The 26,631-nt window shown below is 62.3% G+C and carries 26 protein-coding genes; 9 read left to right on the top strand and 17 right to left on the bottom strand.

From position 1 onward, the window contains the following. Positions 1 to 16: 16 nt before the first annotated feature. From N5D61_RS01500 to N5D61_RS01460, 9 genes are all read right to left on the bottom strand, one after another. Positions 17 to 784 (bottom strand): SDR family oxidoreductase, encoded by a 768-nt coding sequence (locus tag N5D61_RS01500; RefSeq protein WP_108236463.1) that lies wholly within the window; start codon positions 782 to 784, stop codon positions 17 to 19. Beyond that, a complete protein-coding gene (locus N5D61_RS01495; protein WP_108236462.1) occupies positions 781 to 1,623 on the bottom strand; it encodes an N-acyl homoserine lactonase family protein in 843 nt (280 codons plus the stop codon). The genes N5D61_RS01500 and N5D61_RS01495 overlap by 4 nt, the downstream gene beginning before the upstream one ends. A gap of 89 nt (positions 1,624 to 1,712) precedes the next feature. Continuing rightward, positions 1,713 to 2,477 (bottom strand): carboxymuconolactone decarboxylase family protein, encoded by a 765-nt coding sequence (locus tag N5D61_RS01490; protein WP_108236461.1) that lies wholly within the window; start codon positions 2,475 to 2,477, stop codon positions 1,713 to 1,715. Between the two features lie 101 nt (positions 2,478 to 2,578). Continuing rightward, entirely contained in the window at positions 2,579 to 2,968 is a 390-nt protein-coding gene (locus tag N5D61_RS01485) for a cupin domain-containing protein (protein WP_108236460.1), read from the bottom strand. Beyond that, positions 2,965 to 3,876, bottom strand: coding sequence for an NAD(P)-dependent oxidoreductase (locus N5D61_RS01480; RefSeq protein WP_108236459.1), 912 nt, complete (start codon positions 3,874 to 3,876; stop codon positions 2,965 to 2,967). Before N5D61_RS01480 ends, N5D61_RS01485 begins: the two co-directional genes overlap by 4 nt. 18 nt (positions 3,877 to 3,894) lie before the next feature. Continuing rightward, positions 3,895 to 5,235, bottom strand: coding sequence for an MFS transporter (locus tag N5D61_RS01475; protein WP_108236458.1), 1,341 nt, complete (start codon positions 5,233 to 5,235; stop codon positions 3,895 to 3,897). Positions 5,236 to 5,305: 70 nt separating this feature from the next. Further along, entirely contained in the window at positions 5,306 to 5,701 is a 396-nt protein-coding gene (locus tag N5D61_RS01470; RefSeq protein ID WP_108236752.1) for a carboxymuconolactone decarboxylase family protein, read from the bottom strand. 94 nt (positions 5,702 to 5,795) lie between these two features. After that, positions 5,796 to 7,223 carry an aldehyde dehydrogenase family protein gene (locus N5D61_RS01465; RefSeq protein ID WP_108236457.1) on the bottom strand — a complete coding sequence of 476 codons (1,428 nt, stop codon included), beginning with the start codon at positions 7,221 to 7,223 and terminating at the stop codon, positions 5,796 to 5,798. 13 nt (positions 7,224 to 7,236) lie between these two features. Continuing rightward, on the bottom strand, positions 7,237 to 8,118 hold the full coding sequence (locus N5D61_RS01460; protein WP_279890281.1) for an NAD(P)-dependent oxidoreductase: 882 nt from the start codon (positions 8,116 to 8,118) through the stop codon (positions 7,237 to 7,239). A gap of 168 nt (positions 8,119 to 8,286) precedes the next feature. Between N5D61_RS01460 and N5D61_RS01455 the strand changes: the two genes are divergently transcribed. Next, the gene (locus N5D61_RS01455) at positions 8,287 to 8,613 is read left to right on the top strand and encodes an NIPSNAP family protein (protein WP_108236455.1); all 327 of its coding nucleotides are present in this window, start codon (positions 8,287 to 8,289) and stop codon (positions 8,611 to 8,613) included. A gap of 113 nt (positions 8,614 to 8,726) precedes the next feature. On the opposite strand, the gene N5D61_RS01450 is transcribed toward N5D61_RS01455, so the two are convergent. The 8 genes from N5D61_RS01450 to N5D61_RS01415 form a co-directional block, all read right to left on the bottom strand. Continuing rightward, positions 8,727 to 9,407 carry a GntR family transcriptional regulator gene (locus N5D61_RS01450; protein ID WP_108236454.1) on the bottom strand — a complete coding sequence of 227 codons (681 nt, stop codon included), beginning with the start codon at positions 9,405 to 9,407 and terminating at the stop codon, positions 8,727 to 8,729. A gap of 156 nt (positions 9,408 to 9,563) precedes the next feature. Next, entirely contained in the window at positions 9,564 to 11,174 is a 1,611-nt protein-coding gene (locus N5D61_RS01445) for a gamma-glutamyltransferase family protein (RefSeq protein ID WP_279890280.1), read from the bottom strand. A 25-nt stretch (positions 11,175 to 11,199) separates the two neighbouring features. Next, positions 11,200 to 12,291 (bottom strand): polyamine ABC transporter substrate-binding protein, encoded by a 1,092-nt coding sequence (locus tag N5D61_RS01440; protein ID WP_108236452.1) that lies wholly within the window; start codon positions 12,289 to 12,291, stop codon positions 11,200 to 11,202. Positions 12,292 to 12,311: 20 nt separating this feature from the next. Next, the gene (locus N5D61_RS01435; RefSeq protein WP_108236451.1) at positions 12,312 to 13,091 is read right to left on the bottom strand and encodes an amino acid ABC transporter ATP-binding protein; all 780 of its coding nucleotides are present in this window, start codon (positions 13,089 to 13,091) and stop codon (positions 12,312 to 12,314) included. 1 nt (position 13,092) lies between these two features. Next, entirely contained in the window at positions 13,093 to 13,860 is a 768-nt protein-coding gene (locus N5D61_RS01430) for an amino acid ABC transporter permease (protein ID WP_108236450.1), read from the bottom strand. 24 nt (positions 13,861 to 13,884) lie between these two features. Beyond that, positions 13,885 to 14,691, bottom strand: coding sequence for an ABC transporter substrate-binding protein (locus tag N5D61_RS01425; RefSeq protein WP_108236449.1), 807 nt, complete (start codon positions 14,689 to 14,691; stop codon positions 13,885 to 13,887). Positions 14,692 to 14,787: 96 nt separating this feature from the next. Beyond that, a complete protein-coding gene (locus tag N5D61_RS01420) occupies positions 14,788 to 15,468 on the bottom strand; it encodes a GntR family transcriptional regulator (RefSeq protein WP_108236448.1) in 681 nt (226 codons plus the stop codon). A 340-nt stretch (positions 15,469 to 15,808) separates the two neighbouring features. Continuing rightward, positions 15,809 to 17,059, bottom strand: coding sequence for an aspartate aminotransferase family protein (locus N5D61_RS01415; RefSeq protein WP_279890275.1), 1,251 nt, complete (start codon positions 17,057 to 17,059; stop codon positions 15,809 to 15,811). A gap of 744 nt (positions 17,060 to 17,803) precedes the next feature. Between N5D61_RS01415 and arnB the strand changes: the two genes are divergently transcribed. Genes arnB through N5D61_RS01375 form a run of 8 tightly spaced genes read left to right on the top strand, consistent with a single transcriptional unit; the run spans position 17,804 to position 26,631 of the window. Next, a complete protein-coding gene (gene arnB, locus N5D61_RS01410; RefSeq protein WP_279890531.1) occupies positions 17,804 to 18,964 on the top strand; it encodes a UDP-4-amino-4-deoxy-L-arabinose aminotransferase in 1,161 nt (386 codons plus the stop codon). After that, entirely contained in the window at positions 18,961 to 19,971 is a 1,011-nt protein-coding gene (arnC, locus tag N5D61_RS01405) for an undecaprenyl-phosphate 4-deoxy-4-formamido-L-arabinose transferase (protein ID WP_108236446.1), read from the top strand. Before arnB ends, arnC begins: the two co-directional genes overlap by 4 nt. After that, positions 19,968 to 21,959: a bifunctional UDP-4-amino-4-deoxy-L-arabinose formyltransferase/UDP-glucuronic acid oxidase ArnA gene (gene arnA / locus N5D61_RS01400; RefSeq protein WP_279890272.1), complete on the top strand. Its 1,992-nt coding sequence runs from the start codon at positions 19,968 to 19,970 to the stop codon at positions 21,957 to 21,959. Before arnC ends, arnA begins: the two co-directional genes overlap by 4 nt. Next, positions 21,956 to 22,843, top strand: coding sequence for a 4-deoxy-4-formamido-L-arabinose-phosphoundecaprenol deformylase (gene arnD / locus N5D61_RS01395; protein ID WP_279890529.1), 888 nt, complete (start codon positions 21,956 to 21,958; stop codon positions 22,841 to 22,843). The genes arnA and arnD overlap by 4 nt, the downstream gene beginning before the upstream one ends. Continuing rightward, positions 22,840 to 24,486 carry a lipid IV(A) 4-amino-4-deoxy-L-arabinosyltransferase gene (gene arnT, locus N5D61_RS01390; RefSeq protein ID WP_279890270.1) on the top strand — a complete coding sequence of 549 codons (1,647 nt, stop codon included), beginning with the start codon at positions 22,840 to 22,842 and terminating at the stop codon, positions 24,484 to 24,486. Before arnD ends, arnT begins: the two co-directional genes overlap by 4 nt. Continuing rightward, the gene (gene arnE, locus N5D61_RS01385) at positions 24,483 to 24,827 is read left to right on the top strand and encodes a 4-amino-4-deoxy-L-arabinose-phosphoundecaprenol flippase subunit ArnE (protein WP_279890268.1); all 345 of its coding nucleotides are present in this window, start codon (positions 24,483 to 24,485) and stop codon (positions 24,825 to 24,827) included. The genes arnT and arnE overlap by 4 nt, the downstream gene beginning before the upstream one ends. Next, the gene (arnF, locus tag N5D61_RS01380) at positions 24,824 to 25,240 is read left to right on the top strand and encodes a 4-amino-4-deoxy-L-arabinose-phosphoundecaprenol flippase subunit ArnF (protein WP_279890266.1); all 417 of its coding nucleotides are present in this window, start codon (positions 24,824 to 24,826) and stop codon (positions 25,238 to 25,240) included. Before arnE ends, arnF begins: the two co-directional genes overlap by 4 nt. Further along, positions 25,237 to 26,631: a UDP-glucose/GDP-mannose dehydrogenase family protein gene (locus N5D61_RS01375; RefSeq protein WP_279890265.1), complete on the top strand. Its 1,395-nt coding sequence runs from the start codon at positions 25,237 to 25,239 to the stop codon at positions 26,629 to 26,631. Before arnF ends, N5D61_RS01375 begins: the two co-directional genes overlap by 4 nt.

Genomic DNA, 26,631 nt, shown 5'->3' with positions numbered 1-26,631 from the left:
CAAAGGCTATCCGGGCCTAGCCGGCCATCCACCCGTCGTCCACGGGCAGGGTCGCGCCGGTGATCGAGCCGGCCGACTCGCTGCACAGGTAGACGATCAAATCCGCCACGTGAGAGGCGTCGACGAAGCGGCCGGTCGCCTGCTTGCCTTGCAGGAACATCCGCGTCGCGGTGTCACGGTCCAGCTGCTTGTCTGCCATCAGCGCCCTCAGGCGCCCTTCGATGTTGGGTGTCAGGACCGAGCCAGGACTGACCGCATTGCAGGTGATGCCTTGGCCTTGGGTTTCCACCGCCACTGCCCGGGTCATCCCGAGCAGCGCGGTCTTGGTGGTGACGTAATCGACACGATTGGCAATGCCGCGCGCGCCGTACGCCGAGGACAGATTGACGATCCGTCCCCACTGGCGAGCACGCATACCCGGCAGCACGCTCTGAATGGCACGCAAAGCGGCGGTCAGGTTCACCGCCAGCGCCTGATTCCAGTGGGCCAGCGGGAAGTCTTCGATCGGCGAGAAATACCGCACCACGGCGTTATTGACCAACACATCGACGGGGCCTGCCTCGGCAAACAAGTGCTCGATCTGATCGATGTCCGACAGATCGGCATACACGTAGCGCACATTCACCCCATGCTTGCTCATCAATTCATCACAGGTGTGGCCCATCGTGTCCGCTGCCGCCAATCCATGCAGCACCACCTGGCAACCCGCCGCCGCCAGGCGCGCGCCGATGGCCAGCCCGAGCCCATCGGACGACCCGGTCACCAGGGCCGTTTTGCCTTTCATACCCCGGCCCCATGCGCATCGATGCGCACCGCGAACTGGGGGTCTTGGGGATCGACCGGCGCGAAACGGTTCATCACTTGCGGGTCATGGCCCGGAATTACCAAGGCGCCAGGCCGCTTCATCCATTCGCGCATCTGCTCATAGCCGCGGTACATGTCCGCCAGGCTGTCGAGCACTGCGAACGGACGATCCAGCGTCAGTTCCTCGTAATAATGGATGGCATCCGAGGCAAGAATCACAGGCCCTTCGGGCATTTCCACGACCACGGCCATCTGCCCAGGGGTGTGGCCGCCGATCACATGCAGTTCGATACCGGGAATCAAGGTGTGACGCGGTCCGTCGAGTAAGGTGATGCGACCTTCTCGATGCAGCGCCTGGATACGCTCGATGTCCAGCGGGTCGATGTGATGGCCATATTGCGGACGTTTGCCCATGTCGGTGCCCCAGAACTCATACTCGGTGCGCGACATGACGATCTTGGCATTGGGGTACAGCCCCAGGTTCCCAGCGTGGTCGTAATGGGCGTGGGTGAGGACCAGCAGATGGACGTCTGCCGGATCGATGCCCAGCCGTGCCAGCGCATCCGCTGGCGCAACCACCGGCTGTCGCCGCCGGGCCACAGCCGCTTCGGGGCTGAAGCCGGTGTCGATGACGATGGTTTGCTCGGCGTTGCGGAAAATCCAGAAGAAGTAATCCATGGTGATTTCCGCATCGGGCTCGCGATAGGCGCGGAAGTTGTAATAACACTCGCTTTTGGTGGTCTGTCGGGTGCCGTATCGCACAACGATGACTTCGGGGTCGGTCCAGTCCGGCTTGGCGGGCTGTATGGGCGCGTTCATTATTCGTTCTCCCTGCTCGGGTTTTCAGGTATCGGGACTGGGACGGCGTACTCGCCTAAATGGCGCGCCGTGGCGATGTGTGCAGCGGATCACTGCGGGGCGGCGCTGCGTTCCAAGGCCTGTTCCAGCAATGGCGCCGCTTCCAGTGCGCCGTGGATGCCGATCAGGCTGACGATTTCCAGCAGTTCCATGAGTTGGGCCGCCGTGGCGCCATAACGCAGCGCGTTGCGCATGTGCAACTTGAGCCCCGGTACATACAGATGCGTGGCGGCGGCATCGAAGGCGCAATACATAAACTCCTTCACCACGGGCTCGAGAACGCCGGTACGCCACGGCACCGAGGAGAACGACACGTAGGCCTCGAACAGTTCCGGGTCCAGCTCCAGCAGCCCTTCCCAGGACGAATGCCAGTAGCCGCGGTTGTCGATGAAGCGGGCCTTCAGCGCTTCGCGGCGCGCATCCAAAGGCACAGGCCCCTCGCGCATGCCTTCCTCCTCGAGCACCTCCAGCAAGACCGGAACCCCAACGTTGGAGGCATGGATGCCGACGGTGCTGATCAACTCGATTACTTCAACCAATTCTTCCCGCGTCGCACCGTGACGAATGGCCATCGCGAGATGCTCTTGCATGCCCGGCCGATACAGGTGCGTCGCCGCAGCGTCTGCCGCGAGGGCAATGAAGGCTTTCACCTTCCCCGACAAGTGATTGTTCTGCCAGGGCACACCGGCAAAGTCGGCATAGGCTGCCACGAAGGCAGGGTCCAGACGCAGGAGGCTGTCCCACCCGGCATTCCAGGTGCCTTGGCTGCGTTCGAAGGCCGCCTTGGCGCTTTCCTGTTGTTCATTCAAGGTCATGATCGTTCTCTTTTATCGGGGGTAACCGACCCGACGCGGACCACCGAGGGCCCCGCCACACTTGGACGCCTGGCGGGCTCCGCATCGCGCCATGAGCCGGCTCACTCCGCGCTGCGCAGGTAGTCGGAATCGGCCACCGCCTCTTGCCACACGGTGTTGCCGATGGACGTCGCGGTGTGGACCATGAAATTTTTCGTGTTGGCGCCGTGCCAGTGCCGCTCATGGGGGCCGATCCACACCGTGTCACCCTGGCGGATCGGTTGCGGGTCGTTGCCTTCCAGACAAATCCAGCCGCTGCCCGCCGTGACGTAGAGCACCTGGCCCTGTTCGTGGTAATGCCAATGGGTGCGCGCACCGGGGTTGAACGACACATTGTTGATGGTCACGCCATCGGTGGTCGGCATCACCGGATCGGCCCAGACCACGCCGGTGAACGTGGCGCCACGCTGCTCGGAAATCGCGCCTTCGACGCTGCCGTGAAACACCTTCATGCTTTGTCTCCTTCTTTTGATGCGTAAAGCCGCACGCCACCGGACATGTCACCGATGGCATCTACCACGCGATTGCTGATCAGGTCGCCATAACCCAATGCCGTCTGCAGCCCGAAACTGGCCAGCGGCCCGGACGCATTGAGCGACGCCACCCCCAACTCGCGAACGCGGTCCAGATAGAGCACCACGTCCTTGCTCATCAACTTGCCGGTCAGGCCGCCTTCCAGGTAGTTGCCGTCGACGATGTGCGGAAAGCGGTTGAGCGTGGCGAAGTTCACCCCGCTGCTGTTGTTGAGCACGTCGAGCAGCCGATGCAGGTCCAGGCCGGCCTTCTTGCCTGCGACCATCACCTCCGCCGTGGCTGCGAGGCTGACGGCATTGAGAAAGTTGTTGAGCAGTTTGGTGGTATGCCCGGCGCCGCTGTCGCCCATCAGAAACACCTTGCTGGCGATGGGTTCGAACACCCAGGCCAGTGCCTCGACCGTGGCTGCGTCGCCGCCGACCATCAGGGTCAACGCACCCTTTTCCGCCGCCGCAGCGCCCCCGGAAATCCCGGCATCGACGTACTGCACGCCGCGCTCGGCAAATAGACCGTGCAGGCGAATCGTCGAACTGGCCGCCGCCGTGCTCAGATCCACGACAATCTGACCTTCACGACAATGCGCCAGCAAGCCGTCGGCGCCCTCGACCACCGCTTCCACCACCTTGCTGTCCGGTAGTGACAGCAGCACCACATTCGCCTCGGCCATCACATCGGCCATCGACGCAGCCACCTGGGCCCCTGCGGCCTTGGCGCGCAGGGGGTCAGTGTCGAAACCCAGCACAGGCAGCCCGGCGTTCACCAGGCAGCGCGTCATGCGCCCGCCCATGTTGCCCAGCCCAATGAAACCCACGGTTTTGCTCTTCACGACAGCTCTCCTCGTGGATTAGAAATCAACGTCTTTGGTTTCTGGCCCCATGTAGGCGCCGATGGTCGCGATCACCCCGCCAATCACCAGCAGCACGGCGGGCGTCACGGTGAACGGGATGAACTGGCCCAGCCAGGCCATATAGAAGGCGTAGAAAGAAGGAATGATTACCGACAGGCTGAAGCCGACGCCGAAGCCCGTGGCGCGCACGTCGGTCACGAACCGCTCGTTGATGTAGGTCACGATCACGCCCCAGGGAGCGGTCACCAGGACTGACAACACGCAGACCAGCGCCATGATCGCTGGCAGTGACAAGCCGGGTACGTTGGCCAGGACGTACATGATCCCTGCCCCCACGGTGGCGATGATCGGCCCCAGGGTGATGAAAAACCGTCGCCGTCCCATCTTTTGCCCAAGGATCCCTGAAGCGATGTAGCTGAAGAACAGAATCGAATAGGCCAGCAGCAACGTCCCGGTCACCTGCAACCCGGACAGGTGCAGGGTATTCACCAGCAGGCCGGTGGGCAGGAAGATGGTGATGATGTTCTGGGTCAACCAGAAGCCGGTCATCATCAACAGCACTTGCAGCAGATTGCGCCCGCTCTTGCCCTTGACCAGATCGGTCAGCGGCAATTTTTCCCGAGGCTTGTTGCCGGTTTCGCTTTCCCAGATTTCCGATTCGGAAACCGCATAGACGTAATACAGCGCCAGCACCCCCGCCAACAGCGCGCCGATGACGAACGGAATCCGCCAGCCCCACTGCACGTACGGCGAGCCAGAGCCGTCCAGCGGGAACAGCATGAACATCAGCATCGCCACCAGGTTGATACTGACGTAGGCCAATGGAAAGCCGGCGATGATCAAACCGCCCACGAAGCCCCGCTGGTGTTTCTTCGAGTACTCGATGGCCAGCGGCATGGCACCGGTGTAGCCACCGCCGAGAAAAATGCCGTCGACGAAACGCAATAACACCAACGCCCAGTAAGACGCGATGCCGATGGTCTCGTAGCCAGGCAAGAGCGCAATCAGCAGGGTGACCACGCCAAAACCGGACACCGAATAGATCGACGCCATGCGTCGTCCGGTTTTGTCGGCGATCATCCCGAACAACAAGGCGCCGATCGGGCGTCCCAGCAGCGTGGTGATGAACACCAGCGACGCGAGTATCGCGGCCATGCCGGGCGAGAGCTGGGCGGGCTGGAAGTAAAACAGGACCGGTGACAACACCACCACCGGTAGGTAGATGTCGAACATGTCGATGTATTCGGAAAAGAACGCCCCTTTGATGGCATTCCTTCTTTTCTTTTCGATCGACTGCTCGGTTTCAGCCACCGCAGTGGCCGGGGCGTATGTGCTCATGACGTTTCCTTGTAGTTATTGTTGAACGCATGTTCGGGGTCGAACCACGGCCCTGAAGCCGCGCGAAGGGTCAGCTGCTTCCGATTTCGGCCTCATAGGCCTTGATGGCCTCCGATGCGACTCGGAACGCCGCCAGGCCCAGCGGCGCGCCGCAATACACCGCGGCCTGCATCAACACGGCGCGAATCTCGTCCTGGGTCACCCCGTTGCGCAAGGCACCGCGCACATGAACGCTCAATTCATGGTGCTGACTCATGGCGGTGAGCATGGCGATGTTGATCATGCTGCGGGTCTTGAAGGGCAGCGTCGGGTCGCCCCAGATTTCGCCCCAGCAGTATTCGGTGACCAGCTTCTGCATCGGGCGGTTGAAGTCGTCCGCCGCCGCCCAGGACTTTTCCACATGCCGGTCACCCAGCACTTCCTTGCGGTTGTTGAAGCCCTGATTGAAACGCTCGTTATCTTCCATCGTCATTCCACCCTATTCCGTACTATCGACAGATTGTCATACAGATAAAATCGTCAAATTTTTTTGGACTGCAGTGTGCTCGACGGAATACGCGTCAAGCGCCGTAACCCACCATTGACTTCACCTCCAGGTATTCGCGCAACCCGTATTCGCCCCATTCCCGACCGTTGCCGGAGCGCTTGACCCCACCGAAGGGCGCCGCAAAATCCGCTGGCGGGTAATTCAGGTGCACGGTGCCGGCCTGCAGTCGTCGGCCCACGTCGCGGGCCCGCTGGTGATCGGCCGACTGCACGTACGCGGCCAACCCATAGTGAGTGCCGTTAGCGATCGCAATGGCTTGCGCCTCGGTGTCATAAGGGATCATCGACAGCACCGGGCCGAAGATTTCCTCCTGCGCGATGGTCATGCCAGGAGTGACGTCCGTGAACACCGTCGGCTTGGTGTAATAGCCACGATCAATGCCGTCGGGCAGGCCAGTGCCCCCGGTGACCAGTCGCGCGCCTTCATCGATGCCGTTCTGGATGAGCGCCTGCACGCGACGGAACTGGGCGCGATTGACCAGCGGGCCGAGTTGAGTGGTCTCATCGGTCGTGGCGCCGACGCGGTAGCCCTCGGCGGCGACTTTGGCGATATGTGCGGCGTCGTGCATCAGCGTCCGGGGCACCAGCATGCGGGTCGGAATCGAGCAGGACTGGCCGCTGTTGGTGAAACACGCCGCCACCCCGCGCGTCACGGCGTCCTGCAGGTCGACGTCATCCAGGAGAATGTTGGCGGACTTGCCGCCCAATTCCTGAGCGACGCGTTTGACCGTATCCGCAGCGGATTTCGCGACCAGCACCCCGGCCCGGGTCGAGCCGGTGAATGACAGCATGTCGATGTCCGGATGCGCCGACAGCGCCGCCCCCACGCCCGGTCCGTCGCCGTTGACCAGATTGAAGACGCCGGGCGGTACACCTGCTTCGTCCAGCACCTCCGCGAACAGCAGGCTGCTCAAAGGTGAATATTCGCTGGGCTTGAGCACCATGGTGCAGCCAGCCGCCAAGGCGGGGCCGACTTTTACCACGATCTGATTGATCGGCCAGTTCCAGGGCGTAATCAGCCCGCACACGCCGACAGGCTCGTGGCGAATCAGGGTGGTGCCGCGCGTTTCCTCGAAGGCGAACCGCTCCAGCACCTCGATCAATGCGTTGAGGTGCAGCCAACCCCGGGGAACCTGGAACTGGCGAGAAAAGGTGATCGGCGCGCCCATCTCCAGGCGCATGGCCTGGGCAAATTCTTCCTGCCGCCGTTGGTAGATGGACACGATGCGCCTGAGCAACGCGACACGTTCTGCAACCGGCGTCTGGGAATAGGCTGGAAGGGCCGCACGGGCGGCGGCAACGGCACGATCGACATCCGTGGCGTTACCCAATGCCAGCCGCTCGACCACACGTTCACTGGCCGGATCGATCACGTCGAACCAACTGGGTGCCACCGGTTCGACCCATCGTCCGTCGATGTAAAAAGAAGCAGTGTGTGACATGGCTCGGCTCCCTTCACTCGCCTTCATTGGCCAGCATGCGGTACATCTCGGTGTGATCGGTGGCCGGGGTCGCCTGTTGCGCGACATCGTTCCAGACCTTGATCGCGCTCCGGCCGAAGATCAGCGGGTAATCCAAGGCGTCGGACAGTCCTTTGGCGATCTTGAGGTCCTTGTTCATCAGTTGCATGGAGAACCCGGAGCCAAAGGTGCCACTGAGCATGAATTGCCTGGCCTTGTTCAGGGAGGTGTTGCTGCCCCCGCTGGAGGCATTGAGCACGTCCACCATGACATCGGGATCGATGCCGAACCGTTTGGCGACATGCAGGGCTTCGACCGTGGCCATCAGCCCGGCTGCCGATACGAAATTGTTCAACGCCTTGGCGGCGTGGCCCGAACCTGCCCCGCCAATGGACAGAATGTTCTTGCCCATTGCCTCGAGCAGCCGGCGACAGCGCTGCAGCACGTCAGGTTCGCCGCCGACCAGGATGGCCAGGCTGCCGTCGACGGCACGTTTCACGCCCCCTGACACCGGTGCATCCAGATAATGGAGGTCAAGGGTCTCAAGGGTTTGGCCCAGCTCGCGCGAACGGGCGGGCTCCGATGAGCTCATGTCGATGACCACCGCGTGGCGCGACAGCAGGCGGGCCCAGCCTCCCTCGCCCAGCAGCACACGCTCGACAATGTCCGAGTTGGGCAGCATGGTGATCAGCACGTCGAGGTCCGACGCATTTTCCGGGGTCAAGGCGCTGGCATTGAGCGTAGCCTGCACCTCAGCCAGGCGCTTGGCATCAGCGTCGGCGAGAAACAGTTGGAAGCCAGCAGCGGCCAAGCGAGCGGTCATCGGTGTGCCCATCATGCCCAATCCGATGAAGCCGATCCGTTGAGGTTGCGTCATGTTCGTGCCCTTTGATTTTTGTGTTCTTGTCAATCGGGTCGAGGCGATGCCTGCTAACGCTGCGGGACCATCGCCAGCAATGAGACAAAATTATAGGACTGTCATACAATCGGTCAATAGGCTAATTTACAGTTTTCTACCCGCAGCACTTCACGAGGAGTTGAATGCATGATCGTCGAACTCAGGATTTACCACTGTGCACCCGGCCGACTGCCCGCGTTGCATGACCGCTTTACCGGCACGACCTTGGGCTTTTTCGAGAAATACGGGATCCGGCAGATCGGCTTCTGGACCAACCTGACCGGCGCGACCAACCAGTCGTTGACCTACCTGCTGCAATGGGAAAGCCTGGCGGAACGGGAAGCCAAGTGGAATGCGTTTCAAAGCGACGCAGAATGGATTGCCAAACGCGCGCAGAGCGAGGCGCAGGCTATCATCGTCGAGCGGATAGAAACCCAGTTCCTGACCCCGACCGCGTATTCGGCATTGCGCTGATGGGCAGTGCTTGCCCGTGGTAGCGGACGACCCTGCCCACGCTCGGCGCGGGCAGGTTCAGCAGAAGACTTGCGGCTGACAGCGCGCCCGGCAAGGAGGTGAAAACAGCGGGCTCATTCTCCCGAATGCCCGCCGTTCTCCGCCAGCAGCGCCAGCACGTTTTTCGAAGCATTCGCCACATGGAGCAAGGCCGCGGCGCAGGCGCCCTCTTCATCTCGACGTTCGATGTTGCGCACGATTTCCTTGAGCTCTGCCAAGGTGTGCGGCATCCGGCCTTCCCTGCCCAGCGACAATGCGCGCAACAGGCTCACCCGATTGTTCAATTGTTCCAGCATGCCGCCGACCACCCGGCTTTGCTCGATATCCAGCAGCACATGGTAGAAACGGCGCTTGATGTCCAGCAACGCTGTGCCGTCGACGCAGCGGGTATGGGACTGCTGCTCGAATTCGTCGAAGACTTCCACCAATTCACCCACGTCTTCATCGGTGGCATGACGGACGAAATTGCGCACCGCCAGCACCTCCAGGGCGCCGCGCACATCGTAGATCTGCACGGCATCCTTGGCGTCGACCGAAGCGACGTAGGCGCCTCGGTGGGGCACTTGCTCGACCAGCCCCTCGGCCTCCAATTGCCGCAAGGCTTCGCGCAATGAGGTGCGGCTGACATCCAGCGCGGTGTACAACTGCTGCTCCACCAGACGATCGCCGGGCTTGAAACGGCCCGAGATGATTTCGTTGCGCAGTGCATCCTGCACTTGATGCCGCAAAGAAGACGCTTGGCGTAGTACTTTCATGCTGTATTCCCGAAGACCTGTGGATGCGATGAGGCTGAAGGGCGCGCACGGCCACCCTTCAATCGATCAAGGGGCCGATCCTCATGATTCAGCCCCGCTGAAGCCATCGTATTGTATTACAGGCCATTTCGGAAAAATAATTCCGCTGCTGACGGATCACCAGGCCGCGATGCTCGAGTCCGCCCTCGGCTCGGTGCCCCCGCACAGAACACCCGTCATCGGGTCTCGCACGATGATCTGTCCACGGCCGTAGTCCGTGGAGTCGTAGGCGATGCTGATGTCGTGTCCTCGGCGGGCCAACGCTGCGGCCAGGTCCGCAGAAGCGCCCTGCTCGATCCCGACCTTCTTCGCGCCCAGCCACTGCCAGCGGGGCGCGTCCAGCGCCGCTTGCGGGTTGAGGCCGAAGTCCACGAGGTTCATCACCATCTGCACATGCCCTTGAGGCTGCATATAACCGCCCATCACCCCAAAAGGCCCGACGGGTTGGCCATCCTTGCTCAGGAAGCCGGGGATGATCGTGTGGAAGGTTTTCTTGCCCGGCACCAGGCAGTTGACGTGGCCGGGATCGAGGCTGAATTCCTGCCCGCGGTTCTGTAACGCGACGCCGCTGTCCGGCAGGACCACGCCAGAGCCGAAGCCGTGGTAGTTGCTTTGGATGAACGACACCATGTTGCCTTCGGCGTCGGCGGTGGCCAGGTAGACGGTGCCACTGGCATGCGGGTCGCCCGGGTTCGGGGCTTGTGCCTGCTCGCCGATCAAGGCCCGACGCCGCTCGGTGTAGCGGTCGCTCAACAGATCGGCCACCGCCACGCGCATGTGCAGAGGGTCGGTGATGTGATGCAGGCCGTCACTGTACGCCAGCTTCATCGCTTCCAACTGACGGTGCCAGGTGAGTTGGCTGTCGCGATGATCGAATTCGAACCCCTCCAGAATTTTCAGCGTCATCAAGGCCACCAGGCCCTGGCCGCTGGGCGGAATTTCCCAGACATCGTACCCCCGGTAGTTGATGCTGATCGGGTCCACCCATTGAGGGTGATAACTGGCCAGGTCCTCGGCGCGCAGGTAGCCCCCCGTCGCTCGAGCATGCGCGTCGATCCGCTGCGCCAGTTCGCCCCGATAGAGGCTTTCGCATTCGGTGCGGGCCAGTTCCTGGAGGGTTCGCGCCTGAGCCGGGTTGGCGAACAGTTCGCCCGCCTTCGGCGCCCGTCCATCCAGGAGAAAGGTGTCGAACCAGCTTTGCAGCGCCGGGCTGCGGTGGGCGCTGAATTCGTCCAGCGCGATCTGCCACTGATGGGCGACCACCGGCGACACCGGGAAACCGTCCCGCGCCAGCGCGATCGCCGGTTGCAGCAGCTCAGCGAAGGGCAGCGCGCCGAAGCGCCGTGACAGCTCGGCCCAGGCCGAAGGGCATCCGGGGACTGTCACCGGCGTCCAGCCGTACAATGGCATCTGCTCATGACCCGACGCCTTGACGGCGTCGATATTGAGTGCTGCCGGCGCATGACCATTGGCGTTCAGGCCATGCAACTGGCCCTTGCACCAGACCAGCGCGAACGCGTCGCCGCCAATGCCGCACCCGGTGGGTTCGACCACGGTCAGGGCGGCGGCAGTGGCAATGGCCGCATCGATGGCATTGCCACCTTTTTGCATCGTTTCGATGCCGGCCTGCGCCGCAAGCGGTTGGGACGCCGCCACCATCCCGCGGCGTGCGAAAACGCTCTGGCGACGGGAGGGATACGGGTATTCATGGGCTGAAAAATTCAACATGCGCAAGACTCTTCGAAAACGTCAATCATTGGCCGGACTTGATGCGGTTCCATTCGCGGGTGATCAACCGCTGAATGGTGTCCGGCAGATCCGCAGAAACGAAGGCGTGGTCGATGACCTCGTCACTGGGGTAAATGCTGGGATTACCGCTGACTTTACTGTCCATCAGGGGCGTCGCGTCCTTGTTCGGGTTGGCGTAGCCCACGTAATCGCTGACGCTGGCAATCACCTCTGGCCGTAATAGGTAGTCGATGAACGCGTGGGCATTGGCGACATTGGTGGCGTCCTTGGGAATGGCCAGCATGTCGAACCACAGGTTCACTCCTTCCTTGGGCATCAGGTAGCGAATGTCGATGTTCTTACCGGCCTCGTGCGCACGGCTCTGGGCCTGCATCACGTCCCCGGAATACCCCACCGCCACACAAATGTCGCCGTTGGCCAGGTCGGCCGTGTATTTGGAGGAATTGAAGTAGGTCACCGATGGGCGCAGCTTCATCAGCAGTGCCGAGGCTTTCTTGTAGTCCTCCGGCCGCGTGCTGTTGGGGTCCAGCCCCAAGTACTGCAAGGTCTGGGGAATGATTTTCACCGGGGCATCGAGAAAAGCCACGCCGCAGGACTTGAGCTTGGCCAGATTGGCGGGGTCGAGGACCATCGACCAGGAGTCGAGCACGGCATCCTTGCCGAGCACCGCGCGCACTTTCGCTTCGTTATAGCCGATGCCAACCGTGCCCCACAGGTAGGGCACGGCATAACGGTTGCCCGGATCGGCTGCTTCGAGGCGCTGCAGCAAACGCGGGTCCAGGTGGTTCCAGTGGGTCAACAGCGAACGTTGCAAGGGCTGATAAGCGCCGGCGCGAATCTGCTTGGACAGGAATTGGCTCGAAGGCACCACCAAGTCGTAACCCGAATGCCCGGACAGCATCTTGGCTTCGAGCATTTCATTGGTGTCGAAAATGTCGTATTCGACCTTGATGCCGGTCTCCTGCTGGAAATTTTTCAAGGTGTCCGGCCCGATGTAATCGGACCAGTTGTACATTTTCATCACCCCCTCGGCGGCCTGGGCGACGGGCAGGAAGACAGCGGTACACAAAGCAGCGACACAGCAGAATGAACGCATGACGGTTTTCCTTGTGAACGTTAGAGAACGCGGCTCAGAAACGCCTGGGTACGCGGGTGCCGAGGGCGACTGAATATCTGCTCGGGCGGCCCCTGCTCGATCAGTTCACCCTGATCCAGCACCACCACCCGGTCGGCCACCTCGCGGGCGAAGCCCATTTCATGGGTCACGACGACCATGGTCATGCCGTCTTCAGCGAGGGCTTTCATCACCTGCAATACGTCGCCGACGGTTTCCGGGTCAAGGGCACTGGTGGGCTCATCGAAGAGCATGGCCTTGGGTTTCATCGCCAGGGCACGGGCAATCGCCACGCGCTGTTGCTGCCCGCCGGAAAGCATGGACGGATAGTGCCCGGCCTTGTCGGCCAGCCCGACCCTGGCCAACAGCGCGCGCCCCTCGTCGAGGGCGGCTTCCCTGGTCATGCCCAACACGTGAATCGGTGCCTCGATGATGTTTTCCAGCGCGGTCATGTGAGCAAAGAGATTGAAACGCTGGAACACCATACCGATGTCTCGCCGCTGGCGGGCGATGTTGCGCTCCGAATCCCGGACCAGACGGCCGTCGGCCCGCTCACGGTAACCCATGAGCTGACCGTTGACCCGGATGCGCCCGGACTGGATGTCCTCCAGCAGGTTGATGCAGCGGATGAACGTGGTCTTGCCCGAGCCGGACGCGCCGATCAGGACCACCACTTCGCCTCGCCGCACGTGCAGCGAAACGCCTTTGAGAATCTGCAGATCACCGAAGGACTTGTGCACGTCCAGCGCCTCGATGATCCACTCGTCGTTCTGATTCGCCATTTCAACGCCCCCTCAGCAGTTTCATCGCGCTGCGTCCGAACAGGCGCCTGGCTGCCGGCGGCTGACGATCCGACTGGCCGAACCGCTGTTCCAGCCAGCGCTGGAAAAAGCCCCACACGGTGGTGAGCATCAGGAAATAGATCGCGACCACCAGGTACAGCTCGAACACACGGAACGTGGCCGACGTAATAATCTGTGTGCTCAACAGCAATTCCTGCACGCCGATTACGCTGACCAGCGTGGTGTTTTTCAACATCACATTGAATTCGTTGCCCAAGGGCGGGACGATCACCCGGAACGCCTGGGGCAGTACGATGCGGCGCATCAGCTTGCCGAAGGTCATGCCCAGTGACCGACCGGCTTCGTACTGGCCTTTGTCCACGGCGCCGATGCCGGCGCGGATGATCTCGGCCATGTACGCCCCTTCATTGAGGCCTAGGGCGATGATCGCCGCCTGGATATTGCCCGGCACGACCACCCAACCCAGGTCAATGTCCTCGAAGCGGAAGATCCCGCCCGCCGCCAGCGCGGTGTAGAGAAACACGATCTGCACCAGCAACGGCGTGCCCCGCATCAGCCAGATGTAAAAGCGCACGGGCAGGTTCAACAATGGATTTTTCGAGAGCCGCATCAACGCTGCGATCAACCCCAGTGCGCACCCGATCAGCATCGCCAGCACGCTGATCAGGCAGGTCAGCCACAAGCCGGTCAGGTACACGCCGCTGGGCTGCGACAGGTACTGCCAGAACACTTCCCAATTGAAATTCATCGGTCTTTTCCGTTCCGCCGTGAATCAGTCGAGTTTGTCGCTTTCGACGTGCCATTTGGCGAGCAACTGGCTGTAGCTGCCATCGCTGCGCATGTCGTTGAGGACCTGCTGCACGGCGGTCGTCAATTGCGGGTCGTCCTTGCGAATGCCCAACCCGGTCAATATGCGGCTGAACGCAGGCACGCCTTCCTGGAACAGGTCAGGCGCCATCGCCGCGTAATAGCCCGCCGTTTCGACGGTCGTGCCGTAGGCGTCGACTTGATGAATGCGCAACGCCTGGAAAGCGTCCGTATCGGTGTTGTAGACCACCAGTTTCAACGGCGGCTTGCCGGCTTTGGTCAGGGATTCATTCTGGGCATCGAGCAGCGACTTGATGGTCGAGCCATTGAGCACCGCCACTTTGTTCCCGGACAGATCGTCGAGTGACGTGATGCCTTTCGGGTTGCCTTTGGGCACGACCACCGACTGGCTGGAGTACATGTAGTTGACGATGTTGATCACTTCCCGGCGCTCAGGCTTGTCGAACAGTTGGTCGACGATCATGTCGCACTGCTGCGCGAGAAGCGCAGGCACCAGACCGGAAAAAGGAATCACTCGCCACTCGACCTTTTTGCCACCCAGCCGCTTGGCGATTTCGAGGCCCAAGTCGATGGTCAGGCCCACCGGTTTCTGCGCGGCATCGAAGGACACCAGCGGCGGCGAATCCATGCCCGAACAATATGTGAGCTTGTCGACCTTCTGCAGACGGTCTGGCACGGCCACAGCAGCGGATACGAGCGGTGTGCACAGGCTCAAGGACACAAGCGCAGCCAGCGCGGCGATTTTATGCATGACGAAAGCTCCGGTTTCGGTAAGAAAGTAAGGGCAGTTCTGAACGTCACAGGGGTACGGGTTGCGGGGCGGATGGGGGCCGCTCTGGTTTGGTTTTCAGGGTGAGGGTCTGGCCTGTTGCTCGAGAAAAGCGATGAGGCTGGGGACAGTGCCCTCGATGTGATCCTTCAGGACGCGTTCGGCCTGCTCTGGATCACCGGCCCGCACGGCGTCAAGGATCACTGCGTGCTCATCCCGCGCACTGAGCGGCTTCTCGCCGTGTTCGAGCCAGACGCGCATGTGCGGCTCGATGACGGTGTAGAGCGCCGATATCTGACGCATCAAGCGCGACCGCCCACTCAGGCTGCAGAGGAACTCATGGAATGCACGGTGCCGACTGACCCACTCCGAGCTGTCGTGGCGGTAATCGTCCATGTCATCCAGCAGGCGCTCCAGGTGAACCCAGTGCCGCTCGGTAACGTTCGGCACCGCGACACGAATCGCCAGCCCTTCCAAGGCGCTGCGCATCTCGAAGACCTCTCGCATCTCCTCGATGTTCAGGCCACTGACGACCGCGCCCCGATTGGGGCGCAGCGTCACCAACCCTTCCGCCGCGAGGCGCCGGAATGCCTCGCGCACTGGCATGCGGCTCATCCCGATCTCGGTGGCGATGTCTTCGGCAATCAGGCGCTCCCCCATCCGGTAGGTGCCCTTGCAAATGGCATCGAGCAGAAACGCGTACGCCTCTTCTTCGGCGGTCGCGGGTGCAGACGGGGTGTATCCAGAGACGAGACGCATGGCGTTACCTTTGAATTTTTGTATCCAATTATCCACGGATACATCAAAGCAAAAGCGATGCCAGTCTCACCCTGTCGAGCTAAGTGACTGATGTTGGGAGCAATGGACCGAAGGGTTGAGCCAAACCGGCTCGGTGGGCTGCTACTTAACGGACCAGCCGCGAACGAACTCGCACAACAAGTGTGCGCTGGGAAACCGCTTCAGAGGGGACGCCATGGCCAGCGCGGATGGCGTCGAACGGATGTCACGCGATCCGTGCAGGAGTGAGCGATGATCTGCCCACCCTGCTCGCGGTCGGCTCAGCGCCTTTCAGCAGCAAGCGCTGAGGACGGTTTGCGCTTTACGTCAATTCGCCCAGGCAAGCCTCGAGAATGTCCAATCCTTCCTCCATGACCTGCGGCTCGATGGTCAGCGGTGCCAGCAATCGGACGATGTGCCGGGACTTACCGCTGGGCATCAATAGCAGACCCCGCTCGCGGGCGCTCTCCAGCAGTTGGGCCATTTGCGCAGTGCCCGGTTTCCCGTCAGCGGTGCACAGCTCAATGCCGCGCATCGCGCCCACGCCGGTCAAGCGCCCCAGACAGGGCGTCAAGTTCTGACTTTTCCAGCGCTCGTAGCGCTGCACCACTGCTGTGGAATAGGCCTCACCCCAGGTGGCCAGGCGCTCGTCGCTCATTTGGTCGAGGGTCGCCAGCCCGGCCGCGCAGGCGATGGGGTTGCCCGAATAGGTCCCGCCAAGCCCGCCCTTGGGCAGCGTATCCATCAACGCCTTGCGTCCCACCACCGCGCCCAGTGGCACGCCCCCTGCGATGCTTTTACCGAGCAACAAAAGGTCCGGTTCGAGGCCCAGGCGGCTGAAGGCGAAGCGGTCCCCGGTGCGTCCGAACCCGGATTGGATTTCGTCGACGATCAGCACGATGCCTTTTTCATCGCACAGTGCGCGCAGCACGCGAGCGAACTCGGGGTCCAGCGCGAGGAAGCCACCCTCGCCCTGCACAGGCTCGATGATGAAGCACGCCACCTCGTCAATGTCGATTTCCACACTGAACAGGCGATCCATGGCCTTGACCGCCTCCGCCACCGAGACCCCGCTGTCCACGCTGGGGTACGGCAGGTGATAAACGGGCCCAGGCAGCAGGCCGACCTTCTGCTTATACGGCGCCACCTTACCGTTGAGGTTCAAGGTGGCCAGCGTCCGCCCATGAAAGGCGCCGTCGAACGCAATCACTGCGGACTTGCCGGTGTGACCTCGCACGATCTTCAAGGCGTTCTCCGCCGCCTCGGCACCGCTATTGGTCAGCATGCCGCTCACCGGGTAATTAACCGGGATGAATGCGGCTAGGCGTTCGATGAATCGTTGGTAGGGCACGTGGGGCGCGGCGTTGAACGCATAGTGGGTCATGCGTTGTGCCTGTTCGCAGATGGCGCTGACGATCGCCGGATGGCAATGCCCCAGGTTCAAGACGCCAATGCCGCCGACGAAATCGATGTACCGCTTGCCCTCGTCATCCCAGACCTCTGCATTTTTGCCGTGGGTCAGGCTGACGGGATGAACGAAGGAAATGGAATGACTGACCGCAGGAAAAGCCATGTTCGGGCCCTGTTAACGATGAGGATGGCGGTATCAAGCAATGAATCCGGCCGGCCGACAAGCGAAATAAATGCAGGGGTTTATTCCACGAAGGACTGACGTGTAAGGCTGAAAAGCTTTGATCCAGACCCTGGACAGAGCGCTCACGTGTCCCACGACGCTACGCACTCTCTTCAGCGGGGTCACAACTTTTAATAACGGACTTGTTCGTGCTGAACAGGCACGGCTTAGTTGATTCACTACTTGACTCGACGCCCTACCCATGCCCGAAGATTTCGGAAAGGTTTTCAGTTTGCGTTCAGCTTGACCGGCGTACGCTTTCATTCAAGTTCAGGGATTCCCATTCATGGCGATGCGGGCATACGCGCCCCGGAGAACGCTCACCCTCGGTGGCCAAAGCCTTTGTGAGCCGGCGCCGTCGGGCAATAGCGACCCCTGAGCATAAGGGCGAAAGATGACTGTAGCGTTTCACGATAAAGAACATTAGATGAGGCAGTCGCGTTTCAAGACTTCAATAAAAAACCCACGAGGCGTCAACGGAATTTTCATCTTTATCCTTTTATCTTGCGCATGGGGCCTATTAGAAAACGCGCCCTCACGCAGGAAGTTTTAAAAAACTTTTGATCACTTCGCACATTAACTTAGTTGCCATTTTCAATATAAACAGCGGCCCTTTCCTGGCGTAAGGATCGACCGCGGATGCCTGCGCGCCCGCTTATCGGCGGCGTGCCCGAGGGGATGGATATGAATCAGGACTTTCTGCCGTTTTCCCGCCCGAACATCGGTGACGAGGAAGTGGCTGCGGCGAGTCGCGTGCTGCGCTCGGGCTGGATCACCACCGGTCCCGAAGCCCAACGTCTGGAGAGAGAATTCGCCGAGCGCTGCGGCGCAGAGCAGGCGGTTGCCCTGTCGTCTGCCACCGGCGCGATGCACATCACCTTGCTCGCCCTGGGTGTCGGCCCGGGCGACGAAGTCATTACCCCATCGCAGACTTGGGTGTCCACCGCCAACATGATTTGCCTGCTGGGGGCCACACCCGTTTTCGTCGACGTGGACCGCGACACGCTCATGGTGGATGCGACGCGCATCGAGGCGGCGATTACCCCTCGAACCAAAGCCATTGTCCCGGTGCACTACGCGGGTGCCGCACTGGACCTGGACCCGCTGTACGCACTCGCCCGTCGCCATCGGATCGCCCTGATCGAAGACGCCGCCCACGCCACCGGCACTCGTTATAAGGGCAGGCCGGTGGGGGCAGAAGGCACCGCTATTTTCTCCTTCCACGCGATCAAGAACATGACCTGCGCCGAGGGTGCGATGCTGGTCACCGACGACGCAGAACTTGCCGATCGGGTGCGCCGCTTGAAATTCCATGGGCTGGGTGTCGATGCCTATGACCGCATGACCCACGGCCGCAAGCCCCAGGCCGAGGTGATCGAACCGGGGTTCAAATACAACCTGGCGGACGTGAATGCCGCGGTGGCGCGGGTCCAGCTGCAGCGCCTGGATGCCATCAATGAACGGCGCACAGCACTTGCACACCGCTACCTCGACCGCCTGGCCGGCAGCCCTGCGCTGCCCCTCGCGACGCCGAGCCACCCCCATCGGCACGCCTGGCACCTGTTCATCCTGCGCATCGATCCACAACGCTGCGGGCTGGACCGCGACACCTTCATGAAGGCCCTGCAAGCGCAGAACATCGGCAGTGGCATTCATTTCATCGCCACCCACCTGCACCGCTATTACCGGCAACGCTTTCCCGACGTCAGCCTGCCAGACACCGAATGGAATTCTGCTCGGCTGTGCTCCATCCCGCTGTTCCCGGACATGACCGAGGCCGATGTCGACCGCGTCGTCGGCAGCATCGAAACGATTCTTGCCCCAGCAGGTGGCGCCCGCCGATGAAGCCCTACCCCATCGAACGCGTGTCGATCGTCATTCCCGTCTACAACGAACAGCAGAGCCTGCCCGAGCTGCTGCGACGGACCGAGGCCGCCTGCAGGCAACTGAGCGTCCCGGCGGAAATCATTCTGGTGGACGACGGCAGTCGCGACCAATCCGCCGAACTTCTGGTGCAGGCCAGTCAAAGGCCAGGCAGCCCGGTGGTCGCCGTCATTCTCAACCGCAATTATGGCCAGCACGCCGCGATCATGGCCGGCTTCGGCCAGTGCACGGGCGATCTGGTCATCACCCTGGATGCGGATCTGCAGAACCCGCCCGAGGAAATTCCGCGCCTGGTCAGCCTTGCCCGTGAGGGTTATGACGTCATCGGCACCGTACGCGGCGACCGTCAGGATTCTGCGCTGCGACGCTGGCCCTCGAAACTCATCAACCTGGCGGTGCAACGCTCCACCGGCGTGGCCATGACCGACTACGGCTGCATGTTGCGCGCTTACCGGCGCACCATCGTCGACGCCATGCTGGCCTGCAGCGAGCGCAGCACCTTCATTCCGATTCTGGCCAACAGCTTCGCCCGCCACACCACCGAAGTGGTGGTCCGGCATGCCGAGCGCGAACACGGCGAATCGAAGTACAGCGCGATGAAGCTGATCAACCTGATGTTCGACCTGGTGACCTGCATGACCACCACGCCGCTGCGCCTGTTGAGCGTCATCGGTTTCGGCATGGCGTTTCTGGGCCTGGCATTCGCCACGATGCTGATTGTGCTGCGCCTGATCTTCGGTGCCCCTTGGGCCGGGCACGGCACCTTCGTGCTGTTCGCTGTGCTGTTCGTGTTCACCGGCGGCCAGTTCATCGGCATGGGCCTGCTGGGCGAATACCTGGGCCGCATGTACAGCGACGTGCGCGCTCGGCCCCGTTACTTCATCGAAAAGGTCGTGCGCAGTGCGTCCGTCGTGCCGGTCAGCCAAGACGACTCCCCTACCCCTGTGTTGAATAAGGTTGCGCCATGAGCCTCAGAGCCGTCGTTTTCGCCTATCACGATATCGGTTGCGTGGGCATCGAAGCCCTGCTGAACGCGGGTTATGACGTTGCGGCCGTGTTCACCCACGCCGACGACCCGAGGGAAAACACCTTCTTCGACTCGGTTGCGCAACTGTGCGCCCGCCACGAGATACCGGTGCACGCCCCGGACGATCCCAATCACCCGCTGTGGGTCGAGCGCATCGGCAGCCTGGCGCCGGATTTCATCTTCTCGTTCTACTACCGGCACCTGCTCGGCGAGCCGCTGCTGGCCTGCGCCCGTCAGGGCGGTTTCAACCTGCACGGTTCGCTGCTGCCACGCTACCGTGGCCGGGCACCGGCCAACTGGGTGCTGGTCAACGGCGAAACCGAAACCGGTGTGACCCTGCACCGCATGGTCAAACGCGCCGACGCCGGCGCCATCGTGGCACAACAACGCATCGCCATCAGCCCGACCGACACCGCTCTGAGCCTGCACGGCAAGCTGCGCACCACGGCCGCCGACCTGCTATTGGAGACCTTGCCGCTGCTGGCCAGAAACCTGTTGCCCGGCGCCGCGCAGGACGAATCCAAAGCCTCGTATTTCGGACGGCGCACCGCCGCTGATGGCCAGATCGATTGGCAGCGACCGGCCTCGGCGCTGTACAACCTGGTGCGTGCCGTCACGCAGCCCTATCCGGGGGCATTCTGTGCAGTGGGTGAGCACAAGTTGATCGTGTGGGCGGCGAAGGTGCAGGCGGGCAACGGCGGTCAGGCACCCGGCACAGTGATCGGTTGCGAGCCGCTGCGCATCGCCTGCGGTGAAGATTCCCTGGTGATCAGCGCGGGGCAGCGTGGCGATCAGGGCCTGTTCCTGAGCGGGCCGCAACTGGCGCGCGAGTTCGGTCTGGTCGACGGCTCGCGCCTGTCGGGCGCCGGCATGCGCCGGGCCACGCGCCGCACCCGCGTGTTGATCCTCGGCGTCAACGGTTTCATCGGCAATCACCTGTCCGAGCGCCTGTTGCAGGATGACCGTTACGAAATCTACGGCATGGACATCGGTTGCGATGCAATCGACCGGCTGCGCAGCCACCCGAATTTTCACTTCATCGAAGGCGATATCAGCATCCACACCGAGTGGATCGAGTACCACATCAAGAAATGCGATGTCGTGCTGCCGCTGGTGGCGATCGCGACGCCAATCGAATACACCCGTAACCCGCTGCGGGTGTTCGAGCTCGACTTCGAGGAAAACCTGAAGATCGTCCGCTACTGCGTCAAATACAACAAACGCGTGATCTTTCCCTCGACCTCGGAAGTCTATGGCATGTGCCAGGACCCGAGCTTCGATGAAGACACCTCGAATCTGGTCGTCGGGCCGATCAATAAACAGCGCTGGATCTACTCGGTGTCCAAGCAACTGCTGGACCGGGTCATCTGGGCCTATGGCCAGAAAGGCCTGCCCTTCACGCTGTTTCGTCCGTTCAACTGGATGGGGCCCCGCCTGGACCGTCTGGACTCGGCGCGCATCGGCAGCTCCCGGGCGATTACGCAACTGATCCTGCACTTGGTCGAGGGCACCCCCATTCGGTTGGTGGACGGTGGCGCGCAGAAGCGCTGCTTCACCGACGTGGCCGACGGCATCGAAGCCCTGGCGCGCATCATCGAGAACCGCGACGGCCGCTGCGACGGCCAGATCATCAACATTGGCAACCCGGACAACGAAGCGAGCATTCGTCAGTTGGGCGAAGCGTTGCTGCGTCAGTTCGAGGCGCACCCCTTGCGCGGACACTTTCCACCCTTCGCCGGTTTCCGCGATGTTGAGAGCCAGTCGTTCTACGGCAAAGGCTATCAAGACGTCAGCCACCGCAAGCCCAGCATCGACAATGCCCGGCGTCTGATCGACTGGCAGCCGAGCATCGAATTGGGCGAAACCATCGCCAAGACCCTGGATTTCTTCCTGCGTGAGGCCATGGCTGAAAAGGCGTGCGCGCAGTGATTCCCGCCGGCCTGCGCATTGACGTGGACACCTACCGCGGCACCCGTGATGGCGTGCCGCGGATGTTGGAGCTGCTGGACGAAGCCCAGGTCAAGGCGACGTTCTTTTTCAGCGTCGGGCCGGACAACATGGGGCGCCATCTGTGGCGCCTTATGCGGCCGCGGTTCTTCTGGAAAATGCTGCGCTCCCGCGCCGCCAGCCTGTATGGCTGGGACATTCTGCTGGCGGGGACCGCCTGGCCAGGCAAACCGATCGCCCGCGACCTCGGGCCGCTGATGCGCCGCGCACAGGAGGCCGGCCATGAAATCGGCCTGCACGCTTGGGATCATCACGGCTGGCAGGCCCATGCCGGGCAGTGGTCTGTGTCGCAACTGACCCGCCAGATCGAGCGAGGGGTCGATTGCCTGGCCGACATCCTCGGGCAACCGGTGACCTGCTCGGCCGCCGCCGGTTGGCGTGCCGATGAGCACGTGGTGCAGGCCAAACAGGCCTTCGCGTTTCGCTACAACAGTGACTGCCGGGGCCGCAGCGTGTTTCGTCCGCTGCTGGCCGACGGCCGGGCGGGCACCCCGCAGATTCCGGTGGACCTGCCGACGTTCGATGAAGTGATCGGGCCCCATCTGGACGCTGCCGCCTTCAACGACTACCTGCTGCGACAGTTCCAGCCCTCGAAACTGAACGTCTACACCGTGCACGCGGAGGTCGAAGGCATCGTCATGGCCGACGCGTTTCGTCATCTGCTTCGCCAGGCGAAGCACCGTGGTGTGCAGTTCCGCCCTCTGGGCCACTCGCTCCCCGACACCCTCGAGCGTGTGCCCACCGGGCATCTGGTACGCGGCACGCTGCCAGGGCGTGAGGGTTGGTTGGGAGTGCAGCACCCATGACCCGTGCCCAGTCGATCGGAATGCTCGCCGTTGCGTTCGGGCTTGCTTATCTGCTGCCACTGGGTTTTCACGGCCTGTGGATTCCCGACGAAACCCGGTACGCCCAGGTCGCCCAAGAGATGTTGCACAGTGGCAACTGGGCCGCGCCCCATTTCATGGGGTTGCGTTATTTCGAGAAACCCGCCGCCGGTTACTGGCTGATTGCAGTCTCCCAGGCCATCTTTGGAGAGAATCTGTTCGGGGTGCGCTTCGCCTCGGCGCTGACCACGGGCCTGACAGGCGTGCTGGTCTACCTGCTTGCCAGCCAGCTGTGGGAGGACGCGCAAAAACGCTTCGCCTGCGCGCTGCTGTTCTTGAGCTTCATGTTCGTGGCCGGTCAAGCTGGCTATGCCAACCTCGATCCGCAGTTCACCTTGTGGGTCAGCCTGTCGCTGGCGGCTTTCTGGCTCGCGGTGCATCGGACCGGGAACATCAGGCTGCTGTACTGGGCGCTGCTGGGTGTCGCCTGCGCCTTGGGCTTCATGACCAAAGGCTTCCTGGCCCTGGCCATGCCAGTGCTCGTCGCACTGCCTTATATGCTCTGGCAGCGCCGTTTGCGCGAGCTGTTCACCTTCGGCCCGCTCGCGGTGCTGGTGGCGACGCTCATCAGTTTGCCCTGGGTGCTGACGGTGCAGGTGCGCGAGCCGGACTTCTGGCACTTCTTCTTTTGGCACGAGCACATCCGCCGCTTCGCCGGCGAGGACGCCCAACATGCGCAACCCTGGTGGTTTTATCTGCCGTTGCTGATAGCCGCTTGCGTGCCCTGGGCCGTGCTGCTTCCCGCCACGTTGCGTCAAGCGTGGCACCAGCGCCGACTGGACGCGACCGGCTTCCTCCTGCTGTGGTTGTGGGTGCCGCTGATCTTTTTGAGTGCCGCGAAGGGCAAACTGCCCACCTACATTCTGCCCTGCCTCGTGCCCTTGGCCCTGCTGATGGGCAGCGCGCTGGTGGACCGTTTGCGCACAGGGGCCATGGCGTCGGTACGCTGCAACGGCCTGTTCAATGCGGCACTGGGTGGCCTTGCACTGGCTGCCTTGGGATTCATGCAGATCAAAAAGCCGCTCTACTTTCATGAGCCGCAGCACCTGACCTTGGCCGTGACGCTGCTGTTGCTGTGGGTCGCCTGCAACGTAATGCAAGCGCTCAGGCCGAGGCGCTTCTGGGCCCTGCCCGCCCTGGGCGGAGGGTTACTGGTGGCCCTGCTGCCCATGGCCCTGCCCCATGACGTCGTGTTCAACAAGACGCCAGACCGGTTCATCGCCCGATATCAGCAACCGTTGGCCGCCACCCGGCACCTGCTCAGCAATGACCTGGGCGTTGCCGCCGCGCTGTCTTGGCGGCTGCAACGTCAGGACGTGGTGTTCTACGACACCCGAGGCGAGCTGGAATACGGCTTGAGTTATCCGCAGGCCACGCCCCGCGAAGTGGACTGGACCCAGGTGCAGGCCTGGATGCGCCAGGCCCGGCGGGAGGGTTCGGTCGGTGTAGTCATGCGTGGCGATGGCCCCGATCAACAACATGCGCTGAGTTTGCTACCCACCGACGGACAGCAATATCGGGAAGGCAATCTGTTGATTCTGATCTTTGACAGGACGCCGTCATGACCTTCGTTCTGCTGTTTTGCGCCAGTCTGTTGACCTGCTTGGGCCAACTGGCACAGAAGCTGACCGTCGAGCGCTGGGGCACTGGTTTCCCTGGCGTGCGCAGGGGGTGGCGCTGCCTCTGGCTCTGGGTCGGCCTGGCGTGCCTGGGCGCGGGGCTGGCGCTGTGGCTGCTGGTGTTGCAACGCCTGGACGTCGGCCTGGCCTATCCCATGCTGGCGCTTAACGTCGTACTGATCACCCTGATCGGGCGCTACGCCTTCGATGAGCCCGTCGACGCTCGCCACTGGCTGGGGGTGGCGCTGATCCTGCTGGGCGTGACCCTGCTGGGGCGTCAGGCATGAGCCTGCGGCAAGGCCTGCTGCTGGCAACGAGCAGCGTGGCGTTGGTCAGTGCTGCGCAATTGGCGATGCGCTGGAGCATGCTCAGACTTCCCTCCCCGACCCAGTGGCTGGACGCCGTGCAGGCTGGCCGTGTCGATCCAGTCGCACTGGCAGTCCTCGCCGGGGCGATCACCGCCTATGGCCTGTCGATGCTCTGCTGGCTCGGCGCCCTGCGCGACATGCCCCTGAGCCGTGCGTATGCGTGGCTGAGCATCAGCTATGCGCTGGTGTACCTGCTTGCGGCCACTCTGCCCTTTTTCAACGAGACACTCACCGTCCCGCGAACGGTGGGTGTGGCCCTGATCGTCCTCGGTGTGGTGACGATCAATTTCCGGCGTGACCTGAGTCACAGCGCCAAGGAGTGTTCCCGATGAAAATCAGTGTATTCGGCAGTGGTTATGTGGGCCTGGTGCAGGCGACGGTCTTGGCGGAAGTCGGCCACGACGTGGTGTGCATGGACATCGACCCCGCCAAGGTGGAGCGGTTGAGCAAGGGCCACGTGACGATCTACGAACCGGGCCTTGAGACGCTGGTACGGGAGAATCTGGAGGCCGGCCGGTTGCACTTCACCACGCAGGAGCAATGGGCGGTGGAGCACGGCGAGGTGTTGTTCATTGCCGTGGGTACGCCGTCACGCCCGGACGGCTCGGCGGACCTCAGCGGGTTCTTCGCCGTAGGCGAAGCCATCGCACGGCATCGTGTGGCGCCGGTGATCGTCGTGGAAAAGTCCACCGTGCCGGTGGGCAGCGGGGACGCGCTGCGCAGTCATATCGACCATCATTTGCGCCAGTCGGCGCGGCTGCTGAAATTCGATGTCGTCTCCAACCCCGAATTTCTCAAGGAAGGCTCGGCGGTCAAGGACTGTCGCCGCCCTGACCGTATTGTCATCGGCTGCGGCAACCCGGAGGTGTTTGCGGTCATGCGCGAACTCTACGCGCCGTTCAACCGCAACCATGACCGCATCCTGTTCATGGACCTGCGCAGTGCCGAGCTGACCAAATACGCCGCCAATTGCATGCTGGCGACCAAAATCAGTTTCATCAACCAGATCGCCGAACTGGCCGAACACCTGGGCGCAGACGTGGAGTCGGTGCGGCTGGGCATCGGCGCCGACTCGCGAATCGGCTATGACTTCATCTATCCCGGCTGTGGCTATGGCGGCTCATGCTTCGGCAAGGACATCCGCGCGTTGATCCACAGCGCGCGCGAAGCGGGCTGTTCCAACGACCTGCTGAACGTGGTGGAAGACATCAACGAGCGGCAGAAGCACAAGCTGTTCGACCGCATCAACGCGTTCTATCAGGGCGAGCTGAAGGGCAAGACCTTCGCCCTGTGGGGCCTGGCATTCAAGCCCAACACCGACGACATGCGCGATGCCCCCAGCCGTGTCCTGATGGAGGCCCTGTGGGCGGCGGGGGCCACCGTGCGGGCGTTCGATCCGGAAGCCATGCAGGAAACCCAGCGGCTGTACGCCGACCAGCCGAATCTGGTGCTGATGGGGACGCCGGAATCGGTCCTGTCAGGGGCTGACGCGTTGATCGTGTGCACGGAGTGGCAGCAATTCAAGGCACCGGATTTCGACTTGATCCACCAACGTCTGAAAGCGCCCGTGGTGTTCGACGGGCGCAATCTGTACGACACCGAACGCATGGCCCGACGGGGCTTCCAGTACTTTCCGATCGGACGCGGCGACTCCTGTCACTTGCCCATCCCGTTGCAGCAGTGGGCCCCGTACGAATTGCTGGCCAATCATCACGCGGTCTAG

The organism is Pseudomonas sp. GD03842 (assembly GCF_029841165.1).
Classification (GTDB): domain Bacteria; phylum Pseudomonadota; class Gammaproteobacteria; order Pseudomonadales; family Pseudomonadaceae; genus Aquipseudomonas.
The sequence above is the reverse complement of the archived record's forward strand: the minus strand, read 5'-3'. Positions and strand labels throughout refer to the sequence as shown.